16 protein-coding genes are annotated in these 14,291 nt (G+C 66.3%); 6 read left to right on the top strand and 10 right to left on the bottom strand.

Annotation, left to right across the window (positions count from 1 at the left end; genetic code table 11):
* The 3 genes from ABF821_RS16210 to ABF821_RS16200 all read right to left on the bottom strand — a co-directional run.
* On the bottom strand, positions 1 to 323 hold a 323-nt coding region (locus tag ABF821_RS16210), incomplete at its 3' end, for an AAA family ATPase (protein WP_415530758.1).
* Between the two features lie 125 nt (positions 324 to 448).
* Positions 449 to 1,039, bottom strand: coding sequence for a PepSY domain-containing protein (locus tag ABF821_RS16205; protein ID WP_415530757.1), 591 nt, complete (start codon positions 1,037 to 1,039; stop codon positions 449 to 451).
* Complete coding sequence (locus tag ABF821_RS16200) at positions 1,039 to 1,323, bottom strand: hypothetical protein (protein ID WP_415530756.1); 285 nt, start codon at positions 1,321 to 1,323, stop codon at positions 1,039 to 1,041. The genes ABF821_RS16205 and ABF821_RS16200 overlap by 1 nt, the downstream gene beginning before the upstream one ends.
* A gap of 189 nt (positions 1,324 to 1,512) precedes the next feature.
* Here ABF821_RS16200 and ABF821_RS16195 point away from each other — a divergent pair, with 189 nt between their 5' ends.
* Together ABF821_RS16195 and sodC are read left to right on the top strand one after the other, a co-directional pair.
* Positions 1,513 to 3,711, top strand: coding sequence for a TonB-dependent receptor (locus ABF821_RS16195; RefSeq protein WP_415530755.1), 2,199 nt, complete (start codon positions 1,513 to 1,515; stop codon positions 3,709 to 3,711).
* 144 nt (positions 3,712 to 3,855) lie between these two features.
* Positions 3,856 to 4,395 carry a superoxide dismutase[Cu-Zn] gene (gene sodC / locus ABF821_RS16190; protein WP_415530753.1) on the top strand — a complete coding sequence of 180 codons (540 nt, stop codon included), beginning with the start codon at positions 3,856 to 3,858 and terminating at the stop codon, positions 4,393 to 4,395.
* Between the two features lie 64 nt (positions 4,396 to 4,459).
* On the opposite strand, the gene ABF821_RS16185 is transcribed toward sodC, so the two are convergent.
* From ABF821_RS16185 to ABF821_RS16175, 3 genes are all read right to left on the bottom strand, one after another.
* Complete coding sequence (locus ABF821_RS16185) at positions 4,460 to 4,726, bottom strand: hypothetical protein (protein ID WP_415530752.1); 267 nt, start codon at positions 4,724 to 4,726, stop codon at positions 4,460 to 4,462.
* Positions 4,727 to 4,798: 72 nt separating this feature from the next.
* Entirely contained in the window at positions 4,799 to 5,986 is a 1,188-nt protein-coding gene (locus ABF821_RS16180) for an NAD(P)/FAD-dependent oxidoreductase (RefSeq protein WP_415530751.1), read from the bottom strand.
* 16 nt (positions 5,987 to 6,002) lie between these two features.
* Entirely contained in the window at positions 6,003 to 6,671 is a 669-nt protein-coding gene (locus ABF821_RS16175) for a glutathione S-transferase family protein (RefSeq protein ID WP_182972496.1), read from the bottom strand.
* 157 nt (positions 6,672 to 6,828) lie between these two features.
* Between ABF821_RS16175 and minC the strand changes: the two genes are divergently transcribed.
* From minC to minE, 3 genes are all read left to right on the top strand, one after another.
* Positions 6,829 to 7,551 carry a septum site-determining protein MinC gene (gene minC / locus ABF821_RS16170; RefSeq protein ID WP_415530760.1) on the top strand — a complete coding sequence of 241 codons (723 nt, stop codon included), beginning with the start codon at positions 6,829 to 6,831 and terminating at the stop codon, positions 7,549 to 7,551.
* A gap of 103 nt (positions 7,552 to 7,654) precedes the next feature.
* Entirely contained in the window at positions 7,655 to 8,470 is an 816-nt protein-coding gene (gene minD / locus ABF821_RS16165; RefSeq protein WP_114727694.1) for a septum site-determining protein MinD, read from the top strand.
* On the top strand, positions 8,467 to 8,736 hold the full coding sequence (minE, locus tag ABF821_RS16160) for a cell division topological specificity factor MinE (protein WP_182972493.1): 270 nt from the start codon (positions 8,467 to 8,469) through the stop codon (positions 8,734 to 8,736). The genes minD and minE overlap by 4 nt, the downstream gene beginning before the upstream one ends.
* A 51-nt stretch (positions 8,737 to 8,787) precedes the next feature.
* Here minE and ABF821_RS16155 read toward each other — a convergent pair whose 3' ends face one another.
* The 3 genes from ABF821_RS16155 to ABF821_RS16145 form a co-directional block, all read right to left on the bottom strand.
* A complete protein-coding gene (locus tag ABF821_RS16155) occupies positions 8,788 to 8,988 on the bottom strand; it encodes a hypothetical protein (RefSeq protein ID WP_415530750.1) in 201 nt (66 codons plus the stop codon).
* Between the two features lie 28 nt (positions 8,989 to 9,016).
* On the bottom strand, positions 9,017 to 9,688 hold the full coding sequence (locus tag ABF821_RS16150) for a GntR family transcriptional regulator (RefSeq protein ID WP_415530759.1): 672 nt from the start codon (positions 9,686 to 9,688) through the stop codon (positions 9,017 to 9,019).
* Positions 9,689 to 9,797: 109 nt separating this feature from the next.
* The gene (locus tag ABF821_RS16145; protein ID WP_415530749.1) at positions 9,798 to 11,597 is read right to left on the bottom strand and encodes an ABC transporter ATP-binding protein; all 1,800 of its coding nucleotides are present in this window, start codon (positions 11,595 to 11,597) and stop codon (positions 9,798 to 9,800) included.
* Positions 11,598 to 11,883: 286 nt separating this feature from the next.
* Between ABF821_RS16145 and ABF821_RS16140 the strand changes: the two genes are divergently transcribed.
* The gene (locus tag ABF821_RS16140; protein ID WP_415530748.1) at positions 11,884 to 12,918 is read left to right on the top strand and encodes a glycosyltransferase family 4 protein; all 1,035 of its coding nucleotides are present in this window, start codon (positions 11,884 to 11,886) and stop codon (positions 12,916 to 12,918) included.
* A 58-nt stretch (positions 12,919 to 12,976) separates the two neighbouring features.
* On the opposite strand, the gene ABF821_RS16135 is transcribed toward ABF821_RS16140, so the two are convergent.
* Positions 12,977 to 14,179 (bottom strand): MFS transporter, encoded by a 1,203-nt coding sequence (locus ABF821_RS16135; RefSeq protein ID WP_415530747.1) that lies wholly within the window; start codon positions 14,177 to 14,179, stop codon positions 12,977 to 12,979.
* Positions 14,180 to 14,291 lie beyond the last annotated feature (112 nt).

Genomic DNA, 14,291 nt, shown 5'->3' with positions numbered 1-14,291 from the left:
GCCGAAATCTGGACGAAGCGCAGCGCCGCCGCGTCGTCCAGCAGACGGGCGATGGTCGTCTTGCCCACCCCCGGGCCACCCCACAGGATCAGGCTGGCAAGCGTCCCCCGATCCAGCATCCGCCGCAGCGCGCCATCCGGCCCCAGCAGATGATCCTGCCCCACCACCTCGTCCAGCGATGCCGGGCGCAGCCGGTCGGCCAGCGGCTGCGTGCGCGGCGGCGCCGAACGCCCACGCCGCCCGGCCGGATCATGCCGGGTATCGACAGCCGCCGGACCACCGAACAGATCCCCGCTTCCCCGCTCATCCCGCCTGCCCGTCATGCCGCCCCGCCTGCCCGTCCCGCATCAGATCCACGCCGTTGTCCTGTTCGATATCACGGCCATGGTCCCGCACAGAAATGGGATCACCGCGAGGCCCATGCCATACCGGCCCGACGGCAAAGTGCTCAGGAGACGCCGCCGGACCGCATCCCCGGCCGCACCCGCCGAAGCCACGCCGCCACCGCCAGCGCGGCAAAGGGCCGGAACAGCAGCCGGTCGGGCACCAGATTACGAAAATGAATGATCACGCCCGAGATCACGGCGACGATCAGCCCGATGGCGGCCATCTCCGTCACCAGATTGCCCCATATCGGCCCGCGATAGAGCGACTGGCGCAGGTCGAAGAACAACTGCCCGCCCGATGTCTCGCGCGCCGTCAGCACGGCGCCGTCACGCGGATCGAGCACCGGCCCGATAGAAGCATGTCCGTCGTAATGCAGGATGCGCAGCACCGGATCGCGTGCCGACGGCAGGTTGACGAACGCCACCACCCCGGTCTCACGCAACGCCCGTACCCGCTCGCCCGCGCGATCCAGCGCCTCGCCGGTCATGGCGACAGCGGGCAGCGCCGCCAGTTCCGGCTGCATCCAGCGCGTGATTTCGGTGTCGAAGAGGGCCAGCGTGCCAGCCGTAAACACCACGACCAGCACCAACCCGCCGACGAAGCCGACCCACGCATGCAGCCAGCCCGTGCGAAGGCGCAGGATATCGCGCATCAGCAACCGGTCAGATGCAGAAACGGCACGGCAAGCACCACGATGACGGAAGCCCCCGACCGGCGCCCCGGCAGCGCGAACAGCACGACGATCAGCAACGGCAGCACCGCCACCGCAAGGCTCTGGAGCAGAATCGCCTCGCCTCCGATTCGCCCGGAGGCCAACGAGAACAGTCCCAACGCGCCCAGATAGGCAGTGGCCGCGACGGCAATCAGCCGCCCCAGCCATCGCTTCCATATCCCGCCCGCTCCGAACCGTGCCGTGTCGCGAGATTTGAGAGTCATTCGCATGTGTCTTTCAGGCAACATTCGGTCTGGAGAATACCACGGAGAATACGTCATGGCTCGCGCCGTATTACGACATATTCTCATTTGCGTCTATGTGTCGGCTCCCTTTACGGCTTGTCAATGAGGCCGCCTGTGTACATTCGACCGCTTTCCGCCTTCTTCCGCCGCACGACGGCTTATTCAACGATGCTGATGTTGTCGGTATCGATACCGGCCGCCGCATCGGCCCAGGATCAGGCGCAGGTCCAAACCATCCCCCGAAAACCCGAAAAAATCACCGCAGCGCCCGCAACGGCCACCCAGACCGGCACGACGCGCCAGACAGGCCCCTCCGACGAGCAGATTGTCGTGCTGGCCCGGCGCCGCAACCAGATGGAAGTCATCTCCGGCGGCCAGCTCGGCGTCCTCGGCACCAAGAAGGGCCTGGACGTGCCCTTCAACGTCCGCAGCTACACCTCGGCCCTGATCCTGAACCAGCAGTCGCAGACGCTCGGTCAGGTGCTGGAAAACGACCCGTCGGTGCGCACCACCTATGGTTACGGCAATTTCTCCGAGCAGTTCGTCATTCGCGGCTTCCCCGTCTATGGCGACGACGTGTCGATCAACGGGCTCTATGGCATCGTGCCCCGCCAACTCGTCTCGCCGCAGCTTTACGATCAGGTGCAGGTACTCAACGGCGCCAGCGCGTTCCTCAACGGCGCGGCCCCCGGCGGCTCCTCCATCGGCGGCAACATCAACTTGATGTTCAAACATGCCGGCGAAACCCCGCTGACCCGCCTGACCGGCGACTATGAGAGTGCTGGCATGGGCGGCGGCAATGTCGATGTCAGCCGCCGTTTCGGCACCGACAACCAGTTCGGCGTGCGGATCAATGTCGCGGGCAAGAGCGGCCAGACGGCGATCGACCTGGAACGCCGCCATTCGGTCACCGTCGGCGGCGGCTTCGACTGGCGCAGCCGCGACGGCGCGACCCGCGTGACGCTGGACATGGATTACGAAAACCAGGGCGTCAACCAGGGCCGCCCCGGCGTGCTGCTGGGCGCGGGCCTCACGCACGTTCCCCGCACGCCCTCCCCGTCAAGCAATTACGGCCAGCCCTGGACCTATACCGAGCTGAACTACATCTTCGGCATGCTCAACGTGGAGCATGATTTCTCGAAGCACCTGACGGCCTACGCCGCCTTCGGCGGCCTCGGCGGCAACGAGAAAGGGAATTATTCGACCCTGACCGTCACCAACGCCGCCACCGGCGCGGCCAGTGCCGGTTCGATGTACGTGCCCTACGTGCAGACCAACGAAAGCACCCGCGCCGGCATCCGGGCGCACTTCACCACCGGTCCGCTGAAGCACGAAATCAACGCGGGCGGCTCCGGCCTGTGGTCGGAGAGGGACACGGCCTATGCGTTCGCGCTGACATCGCTGACCACCAACCTCTACCGCCCGACATTCTACCGGCAATCGGCCCCCGAGACCTTCGTGGGCGGCAACGTCAACAACCCGCAGAAAAACGGCTACACCCGCCTCTACAGCCTGTTCTTCTCCGATACCGTGTCCGCGTTCGACGATCGCGTAGCCCTCACGGCAGGCTTCCGCTACCAGAACATGCTGGTGAACGATTACGGATACGGAAACTACTTCACCCGCTACAATCAGGATGCCTTCACCCCCGTCGTCGGGCTGGTGGTGCATCCCACGCGCCAGACCTCCCTCTATTTCAACCGGATCGAAGGGCTGGCGCAGGGCCCGCAGGCATCGGGCAACGTCATCAATACCGGGCAGGTGTTCCCGCCCTACCAGACGGTGCAATACGAAATCGGCGCGAAATACGATATCGGCCGCTTCAACACCACTCTCGCGCTCTACCAGATCGCACAGCCCAACGCGTACGCGGTGCCCTACGGCAATGGCGGGCAGTCCATCTTCTCGGTCGACGGGCAACAGCGCAATCGCGGCATCGAATGGACGGTCAACGGCGAGATCGTAAAGGGCCTGCGCTTCAACGGCGGCACCGCGATCATCGACGCGAACCAGCGGCGGACCGCGCTGGGCCTGTATGACGGCAATCGCGCCATCGGCGTGCCGGGCTACACCATCAACGCCAACCTCGAATACGACCTGCCGTTCCTCAAAGGCGGCACGCTGACGGGCCAGGCCATCCGCACCGGCCATCAATGGGCCGACAACGCCAACACCCTGAAGGTCCGGGGCTGGACACGATTCGACCTCGGCGCGCGCTATACGTTCCTGGTGGACCACAAGGCGCTGACCGCCCGCTTCGGCGTCGAGAATCTGGCCAACACCCGCTACTGGGCATCGGCCTTCGGCGGCTACCTGCTGCAAGGTATGCCCCGCACGTTCAAATTCTCGATCACGGCGGACCTGTAATCCCCGCTGATGGATGGTCACGTTCCGGTCGATGCGACGGATCAAATCTCGCGTTCCGGACGAACCGCCCGAAGCATGCTAGCTTTTCAGACCATCGCGCGGCCCGGTGCAAAAGCCGGCCGCGCAGCATTCGAGGAGGAAACGATGGCATATTCACGCAGGAAACACGTCGCGGCGCTCGGCCTGGGGCTGCTCGCCCTTCCGATGTCCGCCTTCGCGGCCGACAAGGTGACGGGCGACCTCAAGGGCAGCGACGGCGCCTCCCACGGCACGGTCGAGGTCACCGAAGCGCCCAAGGGCGTCATCCTGCGCATCACCGCGACCGGCCTCACACCCGGCTGGCACGGCGTGCATTTCCACGAAAAAGGCGCCTGCACGCCCCCCACGTTCAAGAGTGCCGGCGGTCATGTCCATGCGCACGATGTCGCCAAGCCGGTCCACGGCCTGCTCAACGCCAATGCCAACGATGAGGGCGACCTGCCCAACATCCATGTAGGCGCCGACGGCACCGCGACGGTCGAGCTTTATTCCACTCTGGTGTCCTTCAAGGGCGACGGCGGACGCCCCGCCCTGCTCGATGCCGACGGCTCCTCGGTGGTCATCCACGCCAAGCCCGACGACTACCAGACCCAGCCGATCGGCGGCGCCGGCGATCGCGTGGCCTGCGCGGTCCTGGCCCAGTAAGCCACCGCAGCCCGGTCGGGATGAGGCAGGTTGAACCTGCCTCATCCCCTCCGATTCGGCCCGGCTATCTCCCCGGATGCACGTTCCCGTAGGACGGCGCACCCAACCCCGGACATGAGCAATCGGACCCCAGCGGCACCTGAGTCGGCAGATGGCAGGTATAGACACCGGCCTTGCAGAGATATCCGTATCCGGCGATCGGCGTGCCCGGCGGCGGCGGATACCCCTCCGCCACACCAGTACACCCCGCCGGCACAACCGCCAGCCCTGCCAGAAGCAGGAACATCCGCCCCCGCGCAACCAGCGGGCGCGCAATCAGATCAGTCGCCATTTCATCCTCCCGTCCAAGAACCATGCGAATCCTGAAACGGCTGGCGGGACCAACGAGTTGCGCGCCCCGCGATCAACCCTTTTCGGCGATCGCGCGACCCGCCGCGTGGCCGCTGGCCCAGGCCCACTGAAAATTATAACCGCCAAGCCAGCCCGTCACATCCACCGCCTCGCCCACCGCATAAAGGCCGGGCACCTCCCGCGCCTCCATGGTGCGCGACGACAGGGCGCCCGTATCAATGCCCCCGCGCGTCACCTCGGCCTTGGCATAGCCCTCGCTGCCGGCCGGCATCAGGCGCCAACCGGCCAGCACCTGCCCCAGACGGTTCAACGCCGCGTCAGGTACATCGCCCACCGGCCGGTCCGGCAGGTGGCGCGCCGCCATCGCCTGGGCGAAACGCTGCGGCAGGAAACCGCCCAGCATCGTCCGCCCTTCCACCCGGGGCCGCTGCCGCTTCGCCTCGCGCAGCACCGCGCCGGCATCGCATCCAGGCAACAGGTTCAGGCAGATCTCCCGCCCCGGTTCCCAATAGGACGAAATCTGCAGGATCGCCGGGCCGGACAGGCCGCGATGGGTAAACAGCATCGCCTCGCGAAACCGCTTGCCGCCACACTGTGCCTGCACGTCCAGCGAAACGCCGGCCAGTTCGCGCGTCCATCCCTCCCCGGCCGCATCCAGCGTCAGCGGCACCAGCGCCGGAGCGGTCGCCGTCACACCCAACCCGAACTGCCGCGCAATCCCGTGCGCAAGACCGGTCGCCCCCATACGCGGGATCGAAAGCCCCCCAGTCGCCAGCACCAGCGCCGGCGCACGGAACACCCCGCGATCGGTCTCCACCCGGAACCCCTCGCCACCCGTCACCCCCACGATCCGGTGCGACAGGCGGATATCCACGCCACCGACCGCACATTCCGCCAGCAGCATGGCCACCACCTGCCGGGCCGATCCGTCGCAGAACAATTGCCCCAGCGTCTTCTCATGCCAGGCAATGCCATGGCGGCCGATCATCTCCAGAATGTCGGCGGGCCTGAACCGCGCCAACGCCGATTTGGCGAAATGCGGATTGCCGGAGAGAAACCGCCCCGGCTCGGTATCCAGATTGGTAAAGTTGCAGCGTCCGCCGCCCGAAATCAGGATCTTGCGCCCGGCCTCGTCCGCGTGGTCCAGCACCACCACCCGCCGCCCGCGCTGGCCGGCCGCCAGCGCCGCCATCAGCCCGGCCGCGCCCGCGCCCAGCACGATGGCGTCCGTCTCGATCATCAGGGACATCGCGCGATCAGAAATCGAGGTCGGCGTAATGATCCGGCGGCACGATCCCCGTCACCCGGTCGTTCAGCAGCGCGCGGAAACACGGGCGGGATTTCATCCGGGCGTACCAGTCCTTGGCCGCCGGCGCCTTGGTCCAATCGACATCGTTGATGAAATCCAGGCACGACAGATGCGCGGCGGCGGCGAAATCGGCCAGCGAGAGCGTCGGTCCCGCCAGCCATTTCCGCGTCTCGGCCAACCAGTCCAGATAAGACATGTGGTAGCGGATATTGGCATACCCCGCCCGCAGCGCGTTGCCGTCCGGGTTGCCGCGCCCCGCGATCCGCTTCATCACCTTCTCATGCAGCAGGTTCTGCGTCACTTCGCTGGCGAATTTCTCGTCGAACCACGCGACCAGCCTGCGCACCTCGACCCGCTCGGCCAGCGTGCGCCCCAGCAGCGGCGTGTCGGGATAGGCTTCTTCCAGATATTCGCAGATCACCGACGAATTGGGGATCGAAAGCCCGTTTTCCTCGACCAGCATCGGCACGGTGCCGGCCGGGTTGACCGCAAGATAGTCGGGCCGGCGTTCCCAGACCCGTTCCATCATCAGTTCGAACGGCAGCCGCTTCTCGCCCAGCACCAGACGAACCTTGCGACAAGAGGGCGAAAGCGGAAGATGATAGAGGATACGCATTCTACCAGTTTATGCCATCGCAACACGCCGCGCCAAGAGCCCTTGCACGCCCGGACGGAAATCGGCGCCCGAACGCGCGGATCGCTCGACAGCGCCCCGTTCTCACGGTAGCTGGTACGGGCTCCCTTCCCAGCAAACGTGAAGGTCCGTGACGCCCTTGTCCGACGAAACCCGCCCGCTTCCCCGCATTCGCGCCCGTGGCCGCTCTTTCCTGGCGCTGGTGCTCTCCCCCGAAGCCGAACTCGATGACTGGCTGCGCGGGCTGGATGCCCAGATCGCGCGCTCGCCTTCCTTTTTCGTGGGCAAGCCGATCATTCTCGATCTCGGCCTGCTGGCGGGCGATGCCGAAGGGCTGGCGGAACTCTATCCGGCCCTGCTGGAACGCGGGGTCAGGATCATCGGGATCGAGGGCGCCGACCCGGACTGGCCGGCCGTCGCCGGCTGGGACTGGCCCATGGCGTTCGAGGGCGGCCGTGCCGCCGGCACGGTAGAACTGCCCGACGAAGACACGGACGGCACGGCACCCGCCGTCGTCCAGCCATCCGGGCCATCATCGGCGCTGGTCGTCGAAGGGCCGGTGCGGTCCGGGCAATCGGTCCAGAACCCCGAAGGCGACGTGGTCGTCATCGGGTCCGTGGCATCGGGGGCCGAGATTTCGGCGGGCGGCTCGGTCCATGTCTACGGCACGCTGCGCGGGCGGGCGATCGCCGGCATGGGCGGGCAGACCGGGGCGCGGATCTTCGCCGGCGTGATGAAAGCGGAACTCCTGGCGATCGACGGCTATTATATGATTGCCGAGGAGATCGATCCAGCCCTGCACGGTCGCTCCGCCCAGGCGATGCTGGAAGACGATACCCTCGTCGTCCGGCCCCTGAACTGACGAACATTCCGCTTTCCCGTTGCCCTCACCACATTTCCGCCATTAGATTCATATTCAAGACGTTGCCGCAGAATGGCAGGTCCCGACATAAGGAAACACGCGTATGGCCAAGGTGCTGGTTGTCACTTCGGGTAAGGGCGGTGTGGGCAAGACCACATCGACCGCTGCCCTCGGCGCGGCACTGGCCCAGACCGGGAAGAACGTCGTCGTCGTCGATTTCGATGTCGGATTGCGCAACCTGGATCTGGTGATGGGCGCGGAACGCCGCGTGGTGTTCGACCTAATCAACGTCGTGCAGGGCGACGCCAAGCTGGCCCAGGCCCTGATCCGCGACAAGCGGGTGGAAACCCTCTCGATTCTTCCCGCCTCCCAGACCCGCGACAAGGACGCCCTGACCCCGGAGGGCGTCGCCCGGGTCATCGAGGAACTGCGCGAGAAATTCGACTGGGTGATCTGCGACAGCCCCGCCGGCATCGAGCGCGGCGCGCAACTGGCGATGTACCACGCCGACCAGGCGGTGGTGGTGACCAACCCCGAGGTCTCGTCGGTGCGCGACAGCGACCGCATCATCGGCATGCTCGACAGCACCACCGAGCGCGCCAAGAAGGGCGAAAAGATCGACAAACACCTGCTGCTGACACGCTACGACCCCGCCCGCGCCGCGCGCGGCGAAATGCTGCGCACCGAAGACGTGCTGGAAATCCTGTCGATCCCCCTGCTGGGCATCATTCCCGAAAGCGAAGAAGTCCTGCGGGCATCGAACCTCGGCATGCCGGTCACGTTATCCAATCCGACCAGTGCGCCGTCCCGCGCCTATTTCGAAGCGGTGCGCCGCCTGGAAGGCGAGACACTGGATGTCAGCGTGCCGACCGAACGCAAGGGCCTGTTCGACTGGCTGTTCAAGCGGAGTGTCGCATGAGTTTTCTGGCCTCATTCTTCGGACGAAAAACCTCGGCCCCCGTCGCCCGTGACCGTTTGCAGATCCTCCTGGCGCACGAACGCGCCGGCGAAGGCCAGTCGGAACTGATCGCCACGCTTCAGGAGGAAATCCTGGAGGTCATCAAGCGGCATATCTCGGTCGATCAGGACAAGGTCCAGATCAAGATGGATCGCGGCACAGGCGTCTCGATGCTGGAGATCGACATCGAGGTTCCCGAAACCAGACCTGCGGTCAAAACCGCCTGAACGGGCGCTTTCCAGCCGGGTCCGGCCTGACCGGCCCCGGCCACCCCACGGTCACCATCCCTGACGAACCCGCTCCGCATAGGGCACATCCTGGCGGCCCCATATTCTGATGGCGTTACCCAGCACCAGCAACGCCAATATATGGATATGGCGGCCGTACCAATCCAGCATGTCCAGGCAGAACGGCACCTGGAACCCAAAGCCGCCCACCATCAGGCAATCGCCCGCGATGATGACGACGACCGTCGCCACACCAACGGTCGGCGCACGATATCCCCCCTCACGGCTGGTCCCGCACCATACCTTGCGACAGCAACGGCTCGATCCAACTCCGCGCATAATCCGCATCGACAATCAGCGCGCGGGTCGCGGCCTCCGGATCATGCGCCCGCAGCGCGGCAATCAGGTCGTCATGGGGGTGGCGCATCCCGGCCGGCCGCGCGGGCGGCGCGGTACGGGCCAGCGCATAAAGCGGCCCGATCCGCGCCCACAGGTTATGCAGGATATTCGCCGTCAGCGGCAGGTCGGCAATGCCCGCCAGCATGGCATGAAAATCGGCATTCCCGGCCGCCATCATGCCTTCATCCTGCCGCGCGCAGGCAAGCTGGAACTGTTCATGCACATCCGACAGCGCATCCAGTTCCTCAGCCGTGGCGCGCAGAGCCGCCGCCTGGATCAGCCGGCTTTCCAGATCGACGCGCAGCGAATGGATTTCGCGAAAACTGGCGGGCGTGATCTCGGGCACCACCGCCGTATTGCGGTCGTTCAGGTCCAGCGCCTGCTCCGATACCAGCCGCAGCAGGGCCTCGCGCACCGGCGTGGGGCTCAACCCCAGCTCGGCCGCCAGCGGGCGCAGCACCAGCCTCTGGCCCACCTTGTAGCGGCTGCGGATCAGCCCGCCGCGAATATATTCATAGGCTTCGGCACTCAGCGCCCGCCGGCGATTCTCCATTGCCGCAGGGCTGGGCCGCGCCGCCTTCTCCGCGACATGCCCCCGCCCTTCAGGCAAAGCCGCCACACGCTCCATCACCTCACCCTCGTCCCAATCCTTCATCATCTCGTTACACCACGTCCTCGATAAACATGGACTGGCGTTCGAGGAAATCGCGATACGGGCCTTCCGTCCGTTCCAGCACGCTCACCGGCCCATCCTGCACGATCCGGCCATGATCCATCACCACGATGCGGTCGAAATCGCGCAGGGTAGAAAGCCGGTGCGCCACCGCAATCACGGTGCGCCCCACCTTCAGACGATCCAGCGCCTCCTGCACGCGCTGCTCGCTCTCGCTGTCCAGCGCGCTGGTGGCCTCGTCGAGGATCAGGATGGGCGCATTGCGCAGAAACGCGCGCGCAATGGCAATTCGCTGCCGCTGGCCACCCGAGAGCTTGACGCCGCGATCCCCCACCTCGGTCTGGAAGCCCTCGGGCATCGCGTCGATAAAGTCGCGACACCCGGCGGCGATCGAGGCCGCGATCACCTCGTCATCCGTCGCATCCGGCCGGCCATAGCGGATATTCTCCATCACCGACCGCCGCAGCAGCGACACATCCTGCGGCACCACCGACATGCAGGCCCGCAGGCTCGATTCGTCCAGGTCGCGCAGATCGACCCCGTCGATCTGGACCGCGCCCCCCTGCACGTATCGCAGACGCTGCACCAGCGCCAGAATCGTGCTCTTGCCCGAGCCCGACCGCCCCACCAGTCCGACCCGTGTCCCGGCCTCGATCACCAGATTGAAATGCGACAGCACCGGCGCGCCACCCGGATAGGCGAACATCACGTCGCGAAACGCGACCTCGCCCCGCACCGGGCCGGCAAAGCCGCGCGCATTCGGCGAATCGACCATCTCATGCGGCACCAGAATGGCCGAGAGCGCCTCGTCCAGCCGCGCGATATGCTGGATTGTCTCCACCAGCGCCACAGCCAGATCGCGTGTGCCATGCAGGATCATGAAGCCCAGATTGGCCACCATCACCACGTCGCCGATGCTGGCGCGGCCCAGATGCCACAGCATCACCACCCAGAACAGCAACCCGGCCGTCAGCACCGCCGTCAGCACAGCATGCACCAGCCGCAGCTTTTCCATGTAGCGCAGCGACCGGCCCCGCGCGCCCATCTCCTGGCGCATCGTCTCGCCCAGGCGCAGCCGCTCATAGCCTGTCATGCCGAAGGACCGGACCAGCGGCAGGTTATTGACGATGTCCAGCATCTCGCCATCCACGCGCGCCGCCTCGGCGGCATAATGCTGGTGCATGCCCCGCCCGCCGGCCGCCATGCGGAACATCAGCAGGCACAGCCCGGCCGACAGCGCCACGATCACCCCCGCCATCACCGGGCTGATCGTCAGCAGCAGGCTGACCGACAGCGCCACGTTCAGGCAGGGCGGCAGCACGTTCCACGCCGCCAGATTCTCCAGCGTGAAGACCGATATCGAAGCGGTGGAAATGCGCGTCGCCATGGCGCCGGACATCCGGTCGGCGAAATAGCCGGCGGAATGGCTCGTCAGATAGCGGAACAGGTCGCGCCGCACGTCGCCGGTCATGTCCACGAAAGCATAGGTGGCGAACCACCCGGCCACCCGCCACGACATATTGTCGAAGGCAATGACCACGACCAGCGCCACCACGGCGTTCCAGACGGGCGGCATGTCTCCCACACCGTGCGCGGTCATGGTATCGACCAGGAAGCGGGTGGCATAGGTGGCCCCGACGGTGCACGCCACGGCGACCATGACGGAGAGGAAGATCACGGCATGCAGCATCGCATGACCCCGCGCATAGCGGAAGACGAAGGCAAGCGGCCGGCCCGGATAATGAACCAGCTGTTCGTCTGAAATGGTGGTCCTGGTCTCAGTCGCCAAAATCGGCTGCCCTCTCTGCTGCCGGCCTGTCCGGTCGTCGTGACGCGCGGAAAGTTCCACACCCTGAAACGTTTATCTATCCGGATCGGGGGCAGGAAAGATAGGCTCTCCCTGCCCATCCCCGCAGATGCCGGGCAGGTCGGCCCATCAGACGGAACAACCTTGATCGCGCATCGTTCCACCTGGTGCCGCAACCCGCCCTCCGGCGTGCCATCGATTTGCCGTTTCCCGATGGCACGCTAGCATCCCCTGTCCATTCATGCGGAAGAAAGAAGTGACCAGCCCCATGCGTATCGCCCAGATCGCGCCGCTCCATGAAGCCGTACCGCCCAAACTGTATGGCGGCACCGAGCGTGTCGTGTCTTTCCTGACGGAAGAACTGACGGCCATGGGCCATGATGTGACCCTGTTCGCCAGTGGCGACAGCGTGACCTCCGCCCGGCTGACCGCCTGCTGGCCCCAGGCCCTGCGCCTCGACCCCGCGATTCGCGACCCGATCGCGCCGCACATGCTCATGATGGAGCAGGTCGCCCGCGCGGCGGAGCAGTTCGATATCCTGCATTTCCATATGGATTACTGGCCCTTCACCTATTTCAGCCGCCAGCCCACGCCGATGCTCACCACGATGCACGGCCGCCTGGACCTGATGGAACTGCAACCGGTCTTCGACGCCTTCCCCAAGGTGCCGATCGTCTCGATCTCCAACAACCAGCGCCTGCCCCTCCCCCAGGCCCATTATGTGCGCACCGTGCTGCACGGCCTGCCCGAAAAGCTGCTGACGCCCCAGCCCGGCCCGCGCGACTATTTCGCCTTTCTGGGCAGGATCTGCCCGGAAAAAGGCGTGGACAAGGCAATCCGCATCGCCCGCGCCCTCAACGTACCGCTCAAGATCGCCGCCAAGATCGACAAGGTGGACGCCGAATATTTCGAGCGCGAGATCGTCCCGATGCTGGGCGAGGGCGTGGAACTGATCGGCGAGATCAACGACCGCCAGAAACCCGCCTTCCTGTCGGGCGCGCGCGCCCTGCTGATGCCGATCGACTGGCCCGAGCCGTTCGGCCTGGTGATGATCGAGGCCATGGCCTGCGGCACCCCCGTCGTCGCCTTCCGTCGCGGCTCGGTCCCCGAGGTGCTGGAAGACGGCCTGACCGGCCTGATCGTGGATGACGAGCACGAGGCCATCGCCGCCTGCGCCCGCCTGCCCGAAATGCAGCACGACCGCATCCGCCAGCGCTTCGAGGAACGCTTCACCGCCCGCCGGATGGCCGAGGACTATCTCGACATCTACCGCCAACTGATCGAGGCCAAAAAGACGGCCTGATCAGCCACGGAAGCCTGACCGGACCAGCGCGCCGAATCGACCCGGCGCGCCCATCCGGTCAGGCGCGTCGCCGCATCGCCTCGCCGGCCAGCGCCTGCCTCCCCAGCGCAATCAGGGGCAGCACCGCCCCGGCCAGCGAGACCGCCTGCCATCCGCCATGATGAAACAGGGCGGCCGCCAGCACCGAACCCGTCGCGCCACACAGAAACACGATGGTCATGAACAGCGCGTTCAGCCGTCCCCTTATCTCGGGCCGCAGCAGATAGATCGCCCGCATGCTGATCACCTGGTTGGTCTGCACCCCGGCATCCAGCACGATCGCCGCGACCGCCAGCGGCACCAGCGCATGGGCCGCGACGGCCGCCAGCCCCAGCGCGAATCCGCCCGCCACCATCACCATGGCCCCGGTCGTGGCCGCATTCGTCAGCCCCCGGTCGGCCAGCCGCCCGGCCACCGGGGCCGCCAGCGCGCCACCCGCCCCGGCCAGCGCGAACAGGGCAATGCCCGTCTGCCCCAGATGAAACGGCGCCGAGGCCAGTTGCAGCGGCACCGCCGTCCAGAAGATATTGAACGCGGCGAACACCGCCCCCTGATAGAACGCCCGCCGGCGCAGCAGCGGCGTCTCGCACAGGATACCGGGCAGCGAGGCGAGGATATGCCCGTAGGTCAACCCGTCATGTACGGGCTGCCGGCGCGGCAGGCCCCGCGCCAGCGCCACCATCAACACCAGCGTCATCGCGCACGACGCCAGGAAGACGGCATGCCACCCGGCATGATCGGCCACGATGCTGGAAAACGGCCGCGCCAGCATGATCCCGCCGATCAGCCCGCCCATCACCGTGCCCACCACCCGCCCGCGATCCTTCTCGGCCGAAAGATGCGACGCCAGCGGCACCAGCACCTGGGCGGCGGTCGCGAACACGCCGATGGCGAATGCCATGACCAGAAACGCCCAGGTCGAGCGCGCGAAGGCGGCGGCCAGCAGCGTCAGGGCCAGCCCGCCCAGCGCGACCAGCACCAGCCGCCGATTCTCCACGATATCGGCCAGCGAAACCAGACCGATCATGCCGCAGCCATATCCCAGTTGGGTCAGCATCACGATGCTGCCCAGCCAGGCCGGCGCCAGACCGATATCCGGCCCGATCAGGCCGATCAGCGGTTGCGCGTAATAGATATTGGCCACCACCAGCCCGGCGGCACAGGCGATCAGGCGAATGATCCCGGCCCCGGCCGGCACGAAAGAGGCGGAGGAAGCAGTCATCTCGTCATCCCGAATCACATGACGGAACTCTATCCCCCGAAAGGCGGTATTGCCAAAATCCGGACCAAAGCCCGCACCGATGGCCCCGCCCCCCACGGTCAGGCCCCTAATC

Origin of the sequence: Gluconacetobacter sp. (genome assembly GCF_047721585.1) — a bacterium.
Taxonomy (GTDB): Bacteria; Pseudomonadota; Alphaproteobacteria; order Acetobacterales; family Acetobacteraceae; genus Gluconacetobacter; species Gluconacetobacter dulcium.
Note: the sequence above shows the minus strand (reverse complement) of the source record. Positions and strands in the feature narration are given on the sequence as shown.